Source organism: Pseudomonas sp. PS01297, assembly GCF_029959305.1.
GTDB classification, from domain to species: Bacteria; Pseudomonadota; Gammaproteobacteria; order Pseudomonadales; family Pseudomonadaceae; genus Aquipseudomonas; species Aquipseudomonas helleri.
Genome location: NZ_JASCPQ010000052.1, coordinates 1 through 17,723, shown reverse-complemented (window position 1 = coordinate 17,723; position 17,723 = coordinate 1). Strand labels below are relative to the sequence as shown.

Sequence of the window (17,723 nt, the reverse complement as noted above, 5' to 3'; positions counted from 1 at the left end):
ATGTGTTCAATACGTTTTTTTATATGGGCGTAGTGCCTTTTATTTTTAATTCATTGTGTGGATATTCAATGTCATCTAATAAGACTCTCGCTCTGGCTCTTTGCCTGGCTATTACCGGTTGCGCACAAACTCCACAGAATGACGCCGAAGGTGGCCACAAATGGTGGCAGTTCGGGTCGTCTGATCAGGCTCCGACCGCTGGGGACAAAACTGCCAGCGCTTCAGCCAAACCAACCAACACGCCAGCTACGGCGCCAGCAGCCAAAACCGCTGCTGCTGCCCCAGCCCCAGCAGCAGCCCCTGCACCAGTGGCAGCAGCCAAAACGAATAAAGACAGCGGTTCTAGCTGGTGGCCTTTTGGTGGTGGCGACACGGCCAAAAAAGACGCCCCGGCTGATAAAGCACCGGTGGTTGCCAAGGTAGCCTCGGCGCCTGCCGCGCCAAGCACGTCGAAAAACTGGTGGTGGCCGTTTGGTGGTGATGACAAAGCCACCAAGGCTGCCCCGATTGGCGTGATCCCGATGCCGGATCCGAAAATCACCCAAGCCTGGCTGGACGAGTACGAGCCGCGCCTGCGTGTTGCCATCAAAGACTCTAACTTGCAGTTGGAGCGTCGCGAGAACCTGATCGTGATCGTCGCTGCTGCTGACAGCGCGTTTAAACCTACACGTCCGGATTTGCTGATGCCGTCCATGCTCGGCCCGTTCACCCGTGTTGCCAAAGTGGTCGAAGGCGATCCTAAAACCGCCGTATTGGTACTCGGTCATGCAGACTCATCGGGCACCATGGCAGCCAATACCCGCTTGAGCCTGGACCGCGCCAAATCGGTGGCCGCGATCTTCCGCATGAGCGGTCTGCAAGGTAACCGTCTGACCCTGCGTGGCATGGGTTCGGTGATGCCGCGTGCCGCTAACGACAGTAACGAAGGCCGTGCATTGAACCGCCGCGTAGAAATCATGATGACCCCGCAAGTCACCATGTTGGCGTTGGTCAGCAAATACAGCCAACCGGTACTGACCCCCGAAGAGCTGGTTGCAGCCCAACCGGCTGTGTCGCCATCGACACTGGCCAAGACTGATGCCGTGTCGACTAGCAAGAAGGCAGCGCACGCCAAGAAAGCCGCACCGGCTAAAAAAACTGCCCCGGCCAAAAAACCGGTAGTGGCCAAAGCCGCAGCGGACAAAAAAGTGGCTGCCAACGATCAGAACAAGAACTGATTGTTTTAGGGAAGGATTGCCCTCATGACCCAAGCGCTGGCCGATATGCGCCGCGATTACACCCGTGACGGGCTGGCCGAGGCGCAAGCTCCGGCCGAGCCTTTTGCACTCTTTCATCAGTGGTTCGCTGACGCGGTCAAGACCGAGCAACCGCCGGTTGAGGCCAATGCCATGACCCTGGCAACTGTGGACGCCGAAGGGCGTCCGCATTGTCGGGTGCTCTTGCTCAAAGGGCTGGATGAACAGGGTTTTACCTTTTTCACCAACTACACCAGCGCCAAGGGTGAGCAGTTAGCAGCGCGTCCTTTTGCCGCCATGACGTTTTTTTGGCCCACCCTGGAGCGGCAAGTGCGCATCGAAGGCCAAGTGGTCAAGGTGACACCGCAGGAGTCCGACGCTTACTATCAGGTGCGCCCATTGGGTAGCCGGATCGGGGCCTGGGCTTCACCGCAAAGCCAGGTGATTGCAGACCGTGAGGCGCTGACCACACTGCTGGCGGCCACTCAGGCGCGTTTCAGTGATACGCAGCCGCATTGCCCGGATCACTGGGGCGGTTATCGTTTGCTGCCACAACGTATTGAGTTTTGGCAGGGGCGCCCGAGCCGCTTGCATGATCGACTCAACTATCGCCGCGAGGGCGCTGATTGGGTGCGTGAGCGTCTGGCACCTTGAAAGCGTAATAAACAGCGGTGCTGTGCGAGTCAAAACGGCTATTTCGCGCTACCCTTGTCGTTAATTTGCAAGCGTCTGTCACCCACGCTGTGTCTGTACAGGCGCTGAATAAAGACCACATTATCTGCGCTGCGCGGTGACAGGCACCCGGTTGCAGAGTTTAATGAATCCCTGATCTTTTGGAGTTGATCCTATGCGTAAGACCGCACTGTTAGTTGCAGCTTTTTCGACCATGACAGTTCTGTTGAGCGGCTGTGCCTCGAACTTGACCGGTGACACCTATTCGCGTGATGAAGCGCGTCGCGTACAAACCGTACGTACCGGCACTATCGTTGCCCTGCGCCCAGTACAAATTGAAGGCACCAAAACCCCAATCGGCGCAGCAACAGGCGCTGTGATCGGCGGCGTTGGCGGCAGCGCCATCGGTGGCGGCCGTGGCAGCATCGTGACTGCAGTGATCGGCGCAGTAGCCGGTGGCCTGCTGGGTTCGGCTGCTGAGTCGGGCCTGACCAAAACCCAAGGTGTTGAAATCACCGTGCGTGAAGACGACGGCAGCACCCGTGCTTATGTTCAACAGGTTGAGCCGAACCAGGTATTCCGTACCGGCGAGCGCGTACGCATCATGACGGTTGACGGCACTAGCCGCGTAACCCAATAAGCGTTAGTAGCGCGCTTAAGCAAAACCCCGGCCAGTGCGAACTGGCCGGGGTTTTTTTATACAGTTGTGCCGCCAGACGGGTTGGCTCACGACGAGCGTCTAAAAGCCTGCTCTGCACCCGACAACGAGATGGCGATGCGATCCAGCAGCCTTTCGGCCGAGTATTTGGGTGCGACAGCGCACACCAGTACCACAGCCAACCCTAGCGCCAGCGCCGGGCGAGGTATTTTGCCGATGTTGGACTGGCTCAGCATGAGCAGAAAAATGAATGCGGCGATCGTGCCTACCAACGCGCCCGCAATGGCTTCTGACAAGGGGTGGATGGTCAGGGCGATGTAGTTGATGCTGAACCACCAGGTCAGTACCACCCCAACCCCAAAGGCCGGCCAGCGCAAACGTGGGTTAATTTGCTGGCACAACAAGCTCAGCATCACGGTGAATACCAGGCAGGTATTGGTCGCATGCCCGCTAAATACCGCAATGTCCAGGCTGTGCAAGCCAATTCCCCAGCCCTTGAACAGAATTTTGGTCACGCCCACGATGAAGTAGGCAGACAGCAGTACGCCCAGCCACAACACCGCGATTTTTTTAGAGGCAGCAGCCCACAGCCAAGCAGCGATGACCAAGGCTGCCGGGAACATCACACTGATGCCCCCGTACTGCACAAATTGAAGTTTTGCGTCCACATTTCCCTCGTTGGGCGACAAAAAACCATCAGGGGCAACACCGGTAAACGGTGCTGCCCCTGCGAGAATCCCTGTTGATATTGAGTTACGTGTCTGCCTGTTTACGGCTGAAGACGGCGGTAACAGCGTAGCCGATCAGGGCTGCGAGGATTGAACCGGTCAAGATCCCCATGCGGTCCATGCCGACGTACTCACTGCTGCCCGGCACAAATGCCAGCGAACCGACGAACAAGCTCATGGTGAAGCCGATGCCACAGAGAATCGCCACCCCAAACACCTGGCCCCAGTTGGCACCTGCCGGCAATGCAGCCAGGCCTGCTTTGATGGCGATCCAGGTCAGACCAAACACACCCACGGTTTTGCCGATCAGCAAGCCAGCGGCAATGCCCAGCGGCACGTGGTGAGTGAAGCTGTGCAGATTGACACCGGCCAGCGATACGCCCGCGTTGGCGAAGGCAAACAGCGGCAGAATGCCGTAGGACACCCAAGGGTGCAGGGCATGCTCAATCGTCAGCAGCGGTGACGTTTCGGCGTTTTTGGTGCGCAACGGAATGCAGAACGCCAGGGTCACGCCTGCCAGCGTGGCATGCACGCCGCTTTTGAGCACGCAGACCCACAGGATCAGGCCGATGATCATATACGGCGCGATCTTGATCACGCCCATGCGGTTCATCACGATCAGGGCAATCAGGCAGGCCGCTGCCAGCAGCAACGACACGCCGGAGAGTTCGCTGGAGTAGAACACCGCAATAACGATGATGGCCCCCAGATCGTCGATGATCGCCAGGGTCATCAGGAACAATTTGAGTGAAACCGGTACACGCTTGCCCAGCAAAGCCAATACGCCTAGGGCGAAGGCAATGTCGGTGGCCATGGGGATCGCCCAGCCATCGAGCGCATCGGGGTAGTCTTTGTTGAGAAACCAGTAAATCAGTGCCGGCACTACCATCCCGCCAATGGCCGCTGCGCCGGGCAGTACTACCTGCGAGGGTTTGGACAGGTGGCCTTCAAGCAGCTCGCGCTTGACCTCCAGGCCAATCAGCAGAAAAAACAACGCCATCAGGCCGTCGTTGATCCACAGCAGCGAAGGTTTGGCGATTTGCAGGGCACCGATCTGCACGGCCACAGGCACATCAAGAAATGCCGTGTAGTAGTGCGAAAGCGGTGAGTTATTGATGATTAACGCCAGAGCCGCAGCTGCAATCAACAGCAGACCGCTGGCAGCTTCCATCTGAAAGAAACGAGTGAAAGTGCTACGCAGAGGCAAGGTGGCTCTCCAACGAATGGTTATTAGGTGCGACACCCTAACCTGTGCGGATAGTTGTTAAAACAAAAACTATATTCTTTTTTGTTATAAGCAACGTATTGATCCCGCACCGTCTACGAGACTATCAGCTATGTATCTAAATAAGTCGGGAAACAGCGAAATACGCCGTGGGAAAGGTCTTGCTGGAGCGAGGCAAGCTCGCTCCAGCAGAGGGGATATTACGCCTCGATACCGAGGATATCGCGTGCTACCGCTTCAGCGATGCGGATGCCGTCAACACCGGCAGACATGATGCCGCCTGCATAGCCAGCGCCTTCACCGGCCGGGAACAGACCTTTGACGTTCAGACTTTGCATCGACGCGTCGCGGGTGATGCGCAACGGCGACGAGGTGCGGGTTTCGATGCCGGTCAGGACGGCGTCGTGCATCGAGAAGCCGCGAATCTGTTTCTCGAATGCTGGCAGTGCTTCGCGGATCGCTTCAATGGCGTAGGCAGGCAGGGCCAGAGCCAGATCACCCAGGGAAATCCCCGGCTTATAGGACGGCTCTACGCTGCCCAGCTCAGTGGACGGCTTGCCGGCAATGAAGTCGCCCACCAACTGCGCAGGGGCTTCGTAGTTGCTGCCACCCAGCACGTAGGCGTGGGCTTCGAGGCGCTCTTGCAACTCGATACCGGCCAAAGGACCGCCCGGGTAGTCGTCTGGCGTAATGCCGACAACGATGCCGGAGTTGGCGTTGCGCTCGTTACGTGAGTATTGGCTCATGCCGTTGGTGACCACGCGGCCTGGTTCGCTGGTCGCGGCCACAACGGTTCCGCCAGGGCACATGCAGAAGCTGTACACCGACCGACCATTTTTTGCGTGGTGCACCAGTTTGTAGTCGGCGGCGCCGAGTTTCGGGTGACCGGCGTATTTGCCCAGACGTGCGCTGTCGATCAGCGATTGCGGGTGTTCAATACGGAAACCTACCGAGAATGGCTTGGCTTCCATGTACACGCCACGGCCGTGGAGCATGCGGAAGGTGTCGCGAGCGCTGTGGCCCAGGGCCATGATCACGTGACGGGCCTTCAATTGCTCGCCGTCAGCCAGCACCACGCCTGTCAGTTGGCCGTCTTCAATCAGCACGTCAGTCACGCGCTGTTGGAAGCGCACTTCGCCGCCCAGCGCGATGATCTGCTGGCGCATGTTTTCAACCACGCCGGTCAGACGGAAGGTACCGATGTGCGGCTTGCTGACGTAAAGGATTTCTTCGGGAGCACCGGCTTTGACAAACTCGTGCAGCACTTTGCGGCCGTGGTGTTTCGGGTCTTTGATCTGGCTGTAGAGCTTGCCGTCAGAGAATGTTCCGGCGCCGCCTTCACCGAACTGCACGTTGGACTCGGGGTTCAGGACATTTTTACGCCACAGGCCCCAGGTGTCTTTGGTGCGCTGGCGCACTTCGGTGCCGCGCTCAAGAATGATCGGCTTGAAGCCCATTTGGGCCAGCAGCAGACCGGCGAAAATCCCGCAGGGGCCAAAGCCCACGACAATCGGGCGCTCGCTCAAATCCTGTGGCGCCTGGCCAACCACTTTGTAGCTGACATCCGGTGCAGGGTTGACGTTACGGTCATCAGCGAAGGTGTGCAGCAACGCCGCCTCATCCCGCACGCTCAGGTCGATGGTGTAGATGAAGCACAATTCGGAGGTTTTTTTGCGCGCGTCGTAACTGCGCTTGAACAAGGTGAAATCGAGCAAATCATCGCTGGCGATGCCCAGGCGCTGCACGATGGCAGTGCGCAGGTCTTCTTCGGGATGGTCGATTGGCAACTTGAGTTCGGTGATTCGTAACATGACGGTGTCCAGTGTCGGGGCCAGGTAAACCCCGGCAGCCTTATGCGAACCGGGGATTATAGGCGGCTTCGAACCGTTGGGTCAGGTTAAAACAGCAATCTGTGGTTACAGTTGTCGGTTAGTCGTTGCGCGCGCCACCAAAATAGCCGCAACCGCGCTGAACCTGGCCATTGACCCGCAGTTCAGCCGCCAGGTGTTGCACGCTGCCGTTGACGCTGTCGGTGCAGCGCTGCGGGGCTACCCAAAGCTCAATGCGCTGATTATTGGCTTCTGTGGACAGCGAGAAGCGGCCGTCACCGACCTGTTCTTCTACATAGGGCAGTGCCAGATCTTGTTGACCTTCGCGTTTAAGGATCAGGCCTTTGCCGCCTGCTTGTACTTCCCAGGCAGGCCCGTTGCCGTTGGCATGCACGGTTTGTTGCTTGAAGTTGGGGTCTTGGCAGGCAGCGCTGCTGCGCTCAAGGCGGTATACCTGTTGCAGCTTGACTTCACCTTGCTCACCCGCGGTTTTGGCACTGACGAAGCTGCCGCGAATATCGGCGAACAGCTTGCCAGGTTTGACGGGCATGTCGGTTGCGTCCTGGACCAGTGTGGTGCTGGCGCCATCACTGACCACATAGCGCTGTTGGCCGACGCAGGGTTGGAAAACCAGTTGGCCATTGTCTGAGACCAGTTCGCCCTGAAGGCGAGTCAGGCCGGCGTTGCTATCAACGGGTTTGCTGTTCAGCAACTGGCAGCCGGCAAAGACGGGCAACAGGGCGACTAAAACTAAGGAACGGGCAGCGCGCATTATTCGGACTCCTGACTAATGCCGTCACGTTACTTAGGCTCGCCGTGCATCACAAGCCCGTCCCCTCAAATCTGACAATGTGCTTTAGCCCACCTGATAGGTCTGTCCGGTGTGCAGGCCTTCGACACTTTTGGCGTAAGCCAGCGCCACATCGGCGGCCGCTACCGGCTTGAAGCCACGGAAGTAGGGAGCGTATTTGTCCATCGCCTCTGCCAGCACTGTAGGGCTGACGGAGTTCACCCGAAGCCCGCGAGGCAGTTCAATCGCCGCTGCCCGAACAAAGCCGTCGAGCGCAGCGTTGACCAATGCCGCCGAACTGCCGGTGCGAATCGGTTCGCGGTTGATCACACCGCTGGTGAACGTGAATGACGCATTGTCGTTGGCGTACTCGCGGCCGATCAGCAGCAGGTTGACTTGGCCCATCAGCTTGTCTTGCAAGCCCAGGGCGAAGTCTTTTTCAGTCATGTTGGCCAACGGCACGAAGTTGACATTACCTGCGGCGCAGACCAGCGCGTCGAAGCGTCCTGTTTGTTCGAACAAGGCGCGAATGGATGCGCTGTCACTGATGTCGACCTGAAAATCGCCGCTTTTGCGGCCAATACGCACGATTTCATGGCGCGCCGACAACTCGCGATCAATAGCAGAACCTATGGTGCCGTTAGCGCCGATCAGCAGGATTTTCATCGGGTGTTCCTTGAGTGAGGAGGTGTGGACTCAGTCTAGTAGTGGATTTTGGTGGCGATAAGCGCACTAATAGGCAACCTTTGGTTTTCATATGGAAACAATCCATGAGCGAGATGGATGATCTGGCGGCGTTTGCAGTGTTGGTCAATGCGGGGAGTTTTACCTTGGCCGCTCAGCAGTTGGGCTGCAGCAAAGGGCAGCTGTCCAAGCGCATCAGCCAGTTGGAGGCGCAGTTCTCGGTCGTGCTGCTGCATCGCACCACGCGGCGTTTGAGCCTTACGGCGGCGGGGGCTGCGTTATTGCCGCAGGCCCAAGCATTGGTGCTGCAGGTTGAACGGGCGCATCAGGCGCTGGCGCGGCTCAAGGACGACATGGCGGGTCCGGTACGGTTGACGGTGCCTGTGTCGCTGGGTGAAACCTTTTTTGACGCGTTGTTGCTGGAGTTTTCCCGCGACTATCCCTTGGTCCAGATCGAGCTGGAGTTGAGTAACAGCTACCGCGATCTGGCCCGGGAAGGGTTTGATTTGGCGATTCGCTCGCAAGTGGGTAGCCATGAGCGGCTGGTGGCCAAGTCGGTGCTGAGCTGGCACGAAATAACCTGCGCCAGCCCGGAGTACCTTGAACAGTACGGCGAACCGACCACCCCGGCGCAATTGGCCGAGCATCGTTGTTTGCTTAATAGCCATTACAGCGGCCGCGAAGAATGGCAGTACCACCAGCAGCATGAACTGCATCGTGTTCGGGTTTCAGGGCCTTTTGCCAGTAATCACTACAGCTTGCTGAAAAAAGCGGCGGTGATAGGCGCTGGTATCGCGCGGTTGCCGTCTTACATGCTCCACGCCGAATTGGCTGACGGGCGATTACGTGGGGTACTGCTCAATTATCAGACTCGCAGCAACCCGATGTACCTGGTGCACCCGTACGAAGGCGGGTTGCCCAAGCGTACGCAAGTTTTGGCGGATTACCTGGTGCAGTGGTTTCAGCGCAGCGTGCTGCAGCCCAATCCCCTGTAGCAGTTGCCGAGTTTTACGAGGCTACGTCCGATTGCGAAGCGATCGTAAACGCTCAATGCAAGGTTGAACGGACACACCGCGAAGCATGGTTTCACGACTGCTGCGCAGCCGGACGTAGCCTCGCGGTGCTCGTCAACTGCTACAAGGAGGGCGGTGCGACTAAATCCCCCTGTAGCAGTTGCCGAGTTTTACGAGGCTACGTCCGATTGCAAAGCGATCATAAACGCTCAATGCAAGGTTGAACGGACACACCGCGGAGCATGGTTTCACGACTGCTGCGCAGCCGGACGTAGCCTCGCGGTGCTCGTCAACGGCTACAGGGCGCGGTGAGGTCTTGTAGCCGCTGACGAGGCACGAGGCTGCGATGCGGGCCGCAGGACCGCCGCGATCTGCGACCAAGCTCCCGTAGCAGTTGCCGAGTTTTACGAGGCTACGTCCGATTGCGAAGCGATCGTAAATGCTCAATGCAAGGTTGAGCTGATACACCGCAGAGTATGGTTTACGACTGCTGCGCAGCCGGACGTAGCCTCGCGGTGCTCGTCAACTGCTACAAGGAGGGCGGTGCGACTAAATCCCCTCCGTAGCGGTGCGATCTGCGGCGCAATAAAAACGGCCCCGAAGGGCCGTTTTGTGCAGCAGGCAGGGTTAACCGCCCAGGTACGCGTCACGCACTTTCGGATCGTTGAGCAGTTGCTCACCACTGCCTTGCATGACCACCCGGCCGTTTTCCAGCACGTAGGCGCGGTCAGCAATTTTTAGCGCCTGGTTGGCGTTTTGCTCAACCAAAAACACGGTCACGCCTTCATCACGCAGTTGTTCGATGATGTCGAAAATCTGCTGAATGATGATCGGCGCCAACCCCAGCGACGGCTCATCGAGCAGCAGCAGCTTGGGCTTGCTCATCAGCGCACGGCCAATGGCGAGCATTTGTTGCTCGCCACCGGACATGGTGCCGCCGCGCTGCGTAAAGCGCTCTTTTAGGCGCGGAAACAGGTGCAGAACCTTGTCGAGTTGCTCCTGATAATCGTGCTTTTCAGTAAAGAACCCGCCCATGGCGAGGTTCTCTTCTACGGTCAAGCGAGCAAATACCCGACGACCTTCCGGCACGACCGCGATGCTTTTGCGCATGATCTGCGCCGAAGTCAGGCCCACCAGTTCTTCACCCATGTAGCGAATACTGCCGCTATGGGCTTGCGGCGAACCGCACAAGGTCATCATCAGCGTCGATTTACCAGCACCGTTGGCACCGATCAAAGTCACGATTTCACCCTGGCGCACTTCGACGTTGACGCTGTGCAGCGCCTGGATCTTGCCGTAGAAGGTCGAGACGTTTTCAAACTGCAGCATTTACGCTTCCCCCAAATAGGCTTTGATCACGTCAGGGTTATCGCGGATTTGCTCCGGGGTCCCGTCGGCCAAAGGTGTGCCCTGATTGATCACCACGATATGGTCGGAAATGCTCATGACCAGTTTCATGTCGTGTTCAATCAGCAAGACCGTCACGTTGTGCTCGTTGCGCAGTACGCTGATGAGCATCTTGAGGTCTTCGGTCTCTTTAGGGTTGAGGCCCGCTGCGGGTTCGTCGAGCATGAGCAGACGCGGGCGCGTCATCATGCACCGAGCGATTTCCAGACGGCGTTGTTGCCCGTAGGCCAAGGTGCCCGCCGGGCGGTTGGCGAACTCGGTCAGGTTGACCTTGTCCAGCCAGTACGCGGCATATTCCATAGCCTCGCGCTCGCTTTTACGGAACGCCGGGGTCTTGAACAGACCGGCCAGGAAGTTGGTGTTGAGGTGACGGTGTTGTGCGATCAGCAGGTTCTCAACGGCAGTCATGTCCTTGAACAAACGAACGTTCTGGAAGGTGCGCACCACGCCTTTGCGGGCGATTTCATGGCCAGACAGCCCTTGAATCGGCTCGCCATCCAGCAGGATGGTGCCCGCAGACGGTTTATAAAAGCCCGTCAGGCAGTTGAACACCGTAGTTTTACCGGCACCGTTAGGGCCGATCATCGAAACAACCTGTTTTTCCTGGACGGTCAGGGCTACGCCATTCACCGCCAACAAGCCGCCAAAGCGCATGCTCAGGCCGCTGACTTTCAGTAACTCGCGGCTCATTTTCGCAGCTCCAGGTGAGGACGTTGCATAGGCAGCAGACCTTGTGGCCGCCAGATCATCATCACAACCATCAAGGCTCCGAACAGCAGCATCCGGTACTCACTGAATTCGCGCATCATTTCTGGCAGCAGGATCATCACCACGGCCGCCAGAATCACGCCCAGTTGCGAGCCCATGCCACCCAATACCACGATGGCCAGAATGATCGCCGACTCAAGGAAGGTGAACGATTCCGGGGTCACCAGGCCTTGGCGAGCGGCAAAGAAACTGCCTGCGAAACCGGCAAAGGTAGCGCCCAGGGTGAACGCCGACAGTTTGATAATGGTCGGATTCAAGCCCAGTGCGCGGCAGGCGATTTCGTCTTCACGCAGGGCTTCCCACGCGCGACCAATCGGCATGCGCAGCAAACGGTTGATCACGAACAGCACGATCAGCACCAGTACCAGCGCGATCAGGTACAGGAAGATGACCTTGTTGATCGAGTTGTAGGCGATACCGAAGTATTCGTGGAAGGTTTGCATGCCTTCGGCAGCGGTCCGGTCGAAGCTGAGGCCAAAGAGGGTAGGTTTTGGAATGTTGCTGATGCCGTTCGGTCCACCGGTGATGTCCGTCAGGTTACGCAGGAACAGACGGATGATTTCACCAAAGCCCAAGGTCACGATCGCCAGATAGTCACCGCGCAAGCGCAGCACCGGGAACCCCAGCAGGAAACCAAAGGTTGCGGCCATCAACCCTGCCAATGGCAGGCACACCCAGAAGCTCAGGCCGAAGTAGTGCGCGAGTAGCGCGTAGGTGTAGGCACCGACCGCGTAGAACCCCACATAGCCCAGGTCCAGAAGGCCGGCCAGGCCCACCACGATGTTCAGGCCAAGGCCCAGCATCACGTAGATCAGGATCAGGGTGGCGATGTCGACGGCGCCGCGTGAGCCATAGAACGGCCAGATCAAGGCAACAACGACCAGCCCCAGAATGATCCAGCGTTGGGTGCTGGGCAGGGTCAGGAAGTTGGTCGCCTTGGTCGGGACTTTCGGCAGGCCCGGTGAAGCACGCCAGGCGGCGCTCAGTTGGTGGTGGAACAGCACGCGCAAAAACATCAGCAAAGAGCAGATCGCAATCACGCTCAGGGTGAAGGTGCTGGTGTTGTGAACTTCAATGTTGATCCCGACGATTGTCAGTTTCAGGCCGAGTACCGGGTAGGCGACGGCCCAGACCAACAGGGCGCTGAAGAGCGCCGCTTTAAGATTCCTGATCATACTTTTTCAATCTCCGGACGTCCCAGAATGCCGGTCGGACGGAACAGCAGTACCAACACGAGCAGGCTGAATGCCACGACGTCTTTGTACTGGTCGCCGAAAATGTCAGCACCAAAGGCCTCAGCCACGCCGAGCACCAGACCACCGAGCATCGCGCCGGGAATGCTGCCAATCCCGCCCAATACCGCTGCTGTAAAGGCTTTAAGCCCTACAAGGAAGCCGGAGCCGGGGTTGATGACACCGTATTGAACGCTGATCAGAACAGCGGCAACGGCTGCCAGGGCGGCACCAATCACGAAGGTCAGGGCGATCACGTTGTTGGTGTTGATGCCCAGCAGGTTGGCCATCTTCATGTCTTCAGCACAGGCGCGGCAGGCGCGACCCAGGCGTGAACGGGAGATGAACAGGGTCAGGCCGAGCATGGCCACCAGAGTGACGACGAAGACCACGATTTGCATGTAGGAGATGACAACTTCGCTCGCACCACCTGGGCCAAAGCTGAAGCCGCCGGGGATCAGGTTAGGAATCGATTTGTCTTTTGAGTCCTGGGACAGCAGCACCATGTTTTGCAGGAAGATCGACATACCAATGGCAGAGATCAAGGGGATTAAGCGGTTACTGCCACGCAAGGGACGGTAAGCCACCCGTTCAATGCTGTAGCCGTAGGAACTGGTCACTACGATGCTCGCGATAAACGCCCCGGTCAGCAGCAATGGCACGCTGTCCAGGCCCATCATGGTCAGACCGGCGATGGCGATAAACGCAATGTAGGAACCAATCATGTACACCTCGCCATGGGCGAAGTTGATCATTCCAATAATGCCGTAAACCATCGTATAGCCGATGGCGATCAGGGCATACGTGCTGCCAACGTTGAGGCCGTTAACCAGCATTTGGAAGAAGTGATAGATGTCAGGCATTACAAGCTCCTAAAAACCTGAGACGCATTTCACTGGTGGAGTCATTTTCCGGCCTGTTTCGTACGCTTTTTTAGCCGTTTGAGCACAGGTCTTTTGCCAGCGAACCGCTGGTGACGGTTTTAAAGATTTTCAGGTGGGGAGACTTTCGGATCACGAAAGCGCGGCCCAATTTCTGTGGGCTTAAGGCCCGTAAAACAAAGCCCACCGTTCGCGCAGTGGGCTTTGTAGTCAGATCAAGAACCGACCCTTATTGAGGGCTTACTTCTGTTTTAGGCTTGCCGAAGTGCCATTCGTAGACCACGAATTTGAAGTCTTTGAGGTCACCTTTGGCGTCGTAGCTCAGATCACCAGTAGGAGTTTTGAACGTGCCAGCATGGATGGCTTCAGCCACTTTGGCCGTGTCTTCGCTCTTGGCAGCGGTGATGCCTTGGGCAATCAGCTCAACCGCAGAGTAAGCCGGGAACACGAACGGTCCGCTCGGGTCCTTGCCATCTGCCTTGATGGCATCCGCAATCGCTTTGTTTTCCGGGTCTGTGTCAAAGGATTTCGGCAGAGTGACCAGCAGGCCTTCGGAAGCATCCTGGGCAATTTGCGAGATGGAGTCGTTGCCCACGCCTTCAGGGCCCATGAACTTGGCGTTCAGGCCTTTCTCTTTGGCTTGGCGCAGGATCAGGCCCAGTTCAGGGTGATAGCCGCCGTAATACACGAAGTCGACGTTGGCTTGTTTGAGCTTCTGAATGACGGACGCGAAGTCTTTGTCGCCAGCATTGACGCCTTCAAAAACCGCGACCTTGATGCCGTCTTTTTCAAGCGTTTGTTTAACTGCAGTCGCGATGCCTTCGCCGTATTGTTGCTTGTCGTGCAGGACCGCAACGACTTTAGGCTTCACAAACTTGGCGATGTAGTTACCCGCTGCTGGGCCTTGGGCGCTGTCCAGGCCAATGGTACGGAAGACCAGTTTGTAACCACGACTGGTGATCTCCGGGCTGGTAGCAGCCGGGGTGATCATGATGATGCCTTCGTCTTCGTAAATGTCCGAAGCAGGCTGAGTGGAGCTGGAGCACAAGTGGCCTACAACGAACTTGACGCCATCATTGACCACTTTGTTAGCGACAGCGACGGCTTGTTTTGGGTCGCAAGCGTCGTCGTATTCTTTGGCTTCCAGCATCTTGCCATCGACACCGCCTTTGGCGTTGATGTCTTTGATAGCTTGTTTGGCGCCCATGAACTGCATGTCGCCGTACTGGGTCACAGGCCCGGTTTTAGGGCCAGCAATACCGATCTTGATGGTGTCTGCAGCAAACGAATGGCTGGCAACCCCGGCCAAAACCATAGCGGCAAACAGTTTAGTAATCTGCTTCTTAGCCATCTTTATTGGTGCTCCACTCTTCTGTTGTAATTTTTATAGTCCTGGAAGCCAAGGCAGCCGGACCGGGTTTTTTCTGAGCGAAATTCCCGACCAATCTCCCCTGCAACTGTACCGGTACAGTGTAGAGCGCCGGTTCAACGCTTGAATAGCGGGCTACCGGGAGAAAAAGCAGGAAATGTCGCTTAAACGAAAGAAAGAGACAGAATGGCGGCGGATTATGTTGTTGATCTATATCGGGATGTTGCCAGCTCAACAGGTTCGTCCTTGGCGCGTCGCTCTTTCCTCGTTTCCATACCTCTTTTCGGGTTTTTCTACCGGGTGCGCGGCGCTATCATTGCGCCGATTTTTTTACCTGGTGAATCCCATGAATCAAGAACCTAGCACCCTCTATGCCAAGCTGCTTGGTGAGACCTCAACAATTGAATGGAAGGTGTTGCAGCCGTTCTTCGCCAAAGGTGATTTGTTGTGGGTTGACCCCGCACTGGACTTGATCGACGCGGCCATTGCCGTGACTCAGGATGAAGCAGAGAAGATCAAGGCCTGGATGGCTTCTGGCGTCTTTGGAAAGATGACTGCAGAGCACGCGCTAGACGTTAATGCACGTGATCCTGAGCTGTGGGCCGTAGTGGTTTCGCCTTGGGTGATGGTCCAGGAAAGGGCAAAAAATTAATTGAGCGCACCAAACAGGAGCGTTTATTGAGGTGCGATTTGGGCGAGGTGGTGTGTAGGCCAGTAACTGGTTTCACAATAGTGGCCACTTGCCGTAGAGAAACGCCACAGTCAGTTCTGTGGCATTTCGCTAAATGGGTCGCTGCGAAATGGCTGGCGATTACGTCACTACAGTTGAAGCGCCGAATAGCCCGATGCAAAGCGGTGAGATTGATTGAGCTGTTCCAGCACGCCGGACAGCGCTTCAAACGGCACAGGGCGGCTGATCAGATAGCCCTGGATAAAGTCGCAACCGTAGTGACTTAAAAGCTCGAGTTGCTGGGGGGTTTCGACACCTTCGGTCACCACTTGCAGTTGCAGCGTGTGGGCCATGACGATAATCGCCTGAACGATTTCCATGTCCTGGCTGGAGGTTTGGATGTCCTGGATAAATGAGCGATCAATTTTCAGGGTATTGAGGGGCAGGCGTTTTAAATAGGCCAGGGACGAGTACCCGGTGCCAAAGTCGTCAATCGATAAGGACACGCCCAGCGCGCGTATCTGCCTTAACAGCTGCGAGGTATTGCTGATATTGCCCATCAGCGCGTTTTCAGTGACTTCCAGTTCCAGCCGATGCGGGGCGATCCCGGATGAATACAGCGCATTTTCAATGTCTTCAGCCAGTTCTTCGCGCACCAGATTGAGGGCTGAGCAGTTGACGGCAACCCCAAGCTGCTGCCAGCCGAGTCGTGAAAGCGTGGCCAGATCGGTGCAGGCTCTGCGTAACACCCAATGATCCAGTTCGGCTATCAGCCCGTTGGCCTCAGCGATATTGATGAAACGATCCGGGCCGAGCAAGCCATGCTCCGGGTGCTGCCAGCGGATCAATGCCTCCAGCTTGGCGACTCGCCCCAGCTTCAGGTCGATGATGGGTTGGTAGTGCAATAACAACCCGGTGTCTTCATTCAGCGCCTGGCGCAGTTCTTCTTCGATTTGCAGTTCCAGTGAGGCGCGGGTAGTCAGGTTCGGGCTGAAAAAATTCAGGCTGTTGCGCCCACCGCCTTTGGATTGATAGAGCGCCAGATCCGCGTGCTTGAGCAGCTCAATGCTGCTGGTGCCGTCGTCCGGGAACACGCTGATGCCAATGCTGGTGGTCATGACCATGCGCCTGCCGGTCAGCTCGATGGGCTCTTTGAGCGTGTGCATGATGCGCTTGGCCATGCTTTGCGCTTCGTCGCGATCGTGGATGTCGATCAAAATACAAAACTCGTCGCCGCCAAATCGCGCCACCACATCCCCGTGATTGCGGGCGGCGCCTCTGATCTGATTGGCAATGGTCTTGAGCAACTCATCGCCTGCGTCGTGGCCCAGGCTATCGTTGATTCGCTTGAAGTGATCGATATCGAGAAATAGCACCGCCAGTTTGCTGTTCTTGGCGGCCGCGTCTGCGAGTTTTTCAGCAAAGATCTGATTGAAGCCGCGCCGATTGATCAGGTTGGTTAGCGGGTCGTAATGCGCCACTTGCTGCAATGACATGCGGGCTTCATCAAGCTGACTGAGCAGGGCATTGACCCGTGCCAGGTCGTGTTCTTTTTGCTGCAGCTTCTTGTCGACCAAGGCGGCACTGATGCTGCTACCGATCAACAGCAGCGTGATCATGGCGACCATCAGGGCGACTTGCCAGTGGTTGGTTTCAATGTGGGTCTGGTTGATGTCGCCCTCAGGCGAAAGCGTGTGCAACGCCCACATGCCAATAAAGTGGACGCATAGAATGGCGGTGCCAGCGGTGAGGCTGATGGCGTATTTAAAAAACTGATGAGCCATGCCGTGGGTCGTGCGCAAGGCTATAGCCATCTGCAAGGCCCAATAACTGGCACCCACGGCCAGGATTAAAGAAAGGGCAACGCCGATGAACTCGTAGTGCTGCTCGCTGTTGGAGTGCATGGCAGTCATGCCGGTGTAGTGCATGCCGCCGATGCCCAGGCCAAAAATCAGCGCCGCGAGCATTAAGGGTATGCGCGAAAGGCCGGGGTTGTTGAGCAGGTGCATGGCAATCAGAGCGCTGACCCAGATAATAACCAGCGAGCCGATGGTGATGCTCAGGTTGTAATGAACCTCAAGCGAAGACTCAAAGGCCAGCATGCTGATGAAGTGCATGGCCCAAATACCACCTGCCAGGCAGCTAGCGCCGAGCCATCGCCAGACCGTTTTGGCTGTCGGTTTTTCTGCATTGGCGGCACGTTCACCCATGTGCAGCGCGGCCAAACTCGCGGCGCAGGCCACCAGCCAGGCAAGAAACACCAGGTACAGGTTGTGGCTGCTGTGCAGTGTCTGGAGGCCGTGCTCAGCATGTGCGCCGAGAAACTGCCATTCGAACCATTCCATTGCGGCCCTCGGCACTGAGTCCAAGTGTTGCTAGTCAACAGGTGCTGACGTGTTTTCAGTGTAGAGGCTGGGATAAGGCGGGGGAGGGTGGTGGCTATATGATGCTAATCATTTCGTAATAAACAATTAGTTTTTAATCGCGAAGTGAGGTTGAAAATCTGTAGGAGCGAGCTTGCCTCGCGATCTTTTAAGGATCAAAAGATCGCGAGGCAAGCTC

At 57.0% G+C, this 17,723-nt stretch carries 16 protein-coding genes; 5 read left to right on the top strand and 11 right to left on the bottom strand.

The window, feature by feature from the left end:
• Positions 1-68: 68 nt before the first annotated feature.
• From QMX84_RS16095 to QMX84_RS16085, 3 genes are all read left to right on the top strand, one after another.
• Positions 69-1,217 (top strand): OmpA family protein, encoded by a 1,149-nt coding sequence (locus QMX84_RS16095; protein ID WP_282364270.1) that lies wholly within the window; start codon positions 69-71, stop codon positions 1,215-1,217.
• Between the two features lie 24 nt (positions 1,218-1,241).
• Positions 1,242-1,889, top strand: a complete 648-nt coding sequence (gene pdxH / locus QMX84_RS16090; RefSeq protein WP_262124845.1) for a pyridoxamine 5'-phosphate oxidase — start codon at positions 1,242-1,244, stop codon at positions 1,887-1,889.
• 193 nt (positions 1,890-2,082) lie between these two features.
• On the top strand, positions 2,083-2,547 hold the full coding sequence (locus QMX84_RS16085) for a glycine zipper 2TM domain-containing protein (RefSeq protein WP_048386517.1): 465 nt from the start codon (positions 2,083-2,085) through the stop codon (positions 2,545-2,547).
• 86 nt (positions 2,548-2,633) lie between these two features.
• Here QMX84_RS16085 and QMX84_RS16080 read toward each other — a convergent pair whose 3' ends face one another.
• The 5 genes from QMX84_RS16080 to QMX84_RS16060 form a co-directional block, all read right to left on the bottom strand.
• The gene (locus QMX84_RS16080) at positions 2,634-3,233 is read right to left on the bottom strand and encodes a hypothetical protein (RefSeq protein ID WP_262124843.1); all 600 of its coding nucleotides are present in this window, start codon (positions 3,231-3,233) and stop codon (positions 2,634-2,636) included.
• Between the two features lie 85 nt (positions 3,234-3,318).
• Positions 3,319-4,500 carry a Na+/H+ antiporter NhaA gene (gene nhaA, locus QMX84_RS16075; RefSeq protein ID WP_262124841.1) on the bottom strand — a complete coding sequence of 394 codons (1,182 nt, stop codon included), beginning with the start codon at positions 4,498-4,500 and terminating at the stop codon, positions 3,319-3,321.
• A 218-nt stretch (positions 4,501-4,718) separates the two neighbouring features.
• Positions 4,719-6,329 (bottom strand): NAD(P)/FAD-dependent oxidoreductase, encoded by a 1,611-nt coding sequence (locus QMX84_RS16070; RefSeq protein WP_153332090.1) that lies wholly within the window; start codon positions 6,327-6,329, stop codon positions 4,719-4,721.
• A 118-nt stretch (positions 6,330-6,447) separates the two neighbouring features.
• Positions 6,448-7,119 (bottom strand): hypothetical protein, encoded by a 672-nt coding sequence (locus tag QMX84_RS16065; RefSeq protein ID WP_262124840.1) that lies wholly within the window; start codon positions 7,117-7,119, stop codon positions 6,448-6,450.
• Positions 7,120-7,203: 84 nt separating this feature from the next.
• Positions 7,204-7,803, bottom strand: coding sequence for a short chain dehydrogenase (locus tag QMX84_RS16060; protein ID WP_282364269.1), 600 nt, complete (start codon positions 7,801-7,803; stop codon positions 7,204-7,206).
• 104 nt (positions 7,804-7,907) lie between these two features.
• On the opposite strand from QMX84_RS16060, the gene QMX84_RS16055 reads away from it, so the two are divergent.
• The gene (locus QMX84_RS16055; protein WP_282364268.1) at positions 7,908-8,816 is read left to right on the top strand and encodes a LysR family transcriptional regulator; all 909 of its coding nucleotides are present in this window, start codon (positions 7,908-7,910) and stop codon (positions 8,814-8,816) included.
• Between the two features lie 645 nt (positions 8,817-9,461).
• On the opposite strand, the gene QMX84_RS16050 is transcribed toward QMX84_RS16055, so the two are convergent.
• The 5 genes from QMX84_RS16050 to QMX84_RS16030 all read right to left on the bottom strand — a co-directional run bounded on the left by QMX84_RS16050 (position 9,462) and on the right by QMX84_RS16030 (position 14,479).
• On the bottom strand, positions 9,462-10,163 hold the full coding sequence (locus QMX84_RS16050; protein WP_262124836.1) for an ABC transporter ATP-binding protein: 702 nt from the start codon (positions 10,161-10,163) through the stop codon (positions 9,462-9,464).
• Entirely contained in the window at positions 10,164-10,931 is a 768-nt protein-coding gene (gene livG, locus QMX84_RS16045; protein ID WP_123751932.1) for a high-affinity branched-chain amino acid ABC transporter ATP-binding protein LivG, read from the bottom strand.
• Positions 10,928-12,184: a high-affinity branched-chain amino acid ABC transporter permease LivM gene (locus QMX84_RS16040; RefSeq protein ID WP_123751933.1), complete on the bottom strand. Its 1,257-nt coding sequence runs from the start codon at positions 12,182-12,184 to the stop codon at positions 10,928-10,930. Before QMX84_RS16040 ends, livG begins: the two co-directional genes overlap by 4 nt.
• Positions 12,181-13,104 (bottom strand): high-affinity branched-chain amino acid ABC transporter permease LivH, encoded by a 924-nt coding sequence (gene livH, locus QMX84_RS16035; RefSeq protein ID WP_048369467.1) that lies wholly within the window; start codon positions 13,102-13,104, stop codon positions 12,181-12,183. The genes QMX84_RS16040 and livH overlap by 4 nt, the downstream gene beginning before the upstream one ends.
• A 247-nt stretch (positions 13,105-13,351) precedes the next feature.
• A complete protein-coding gene (locus QMX84_RS16030) occupies positions 13,352-14,479 on the bottom strand; it encodes a branched-chain amino acid ABC transporter substrate-binding protein (RefSeq protein ID WP_262124945.1) in 1,128 nt (375 codons plus the stop codon).
• A 358-nt stretch (positions 14,480-14,837) separates the two neighbouring features.
• On the opposite strand from QMX84_RS16030, the gene QMX84_RS16025 reads away from it, so the two are divergent.
• Positions 14,838-15,143, top strand: coding sequence for a DUF2288 domain-containing protein (locus tag QMX84_RS16025; protein WP_123751965.1), 306 nt, complete (start codon positions 14,838-14,840; stop codon positions 15,141-15,143).
• Positions 15,144-15,310: 167 nt separating this feature from the next.
• On the opposite strand, the gene QMX84_RS16020 is transcribed toward QMX84_RS16025, so the two are convergent.
• Positions 15,311-17,506: an EAL domain-containing protein gene (locus tag QMX84_RS16020; RefSeq protein ID WP_282364266.1), complete on the bottom strand. Its 2,196-nt coding sequence runs from the start codon at positions 17,504-17,506 to the stop codon at positions 15,311-15,313.
• Between the last annotated feature and the right edge of the window lie 217 nt (positions 17,507-17,723).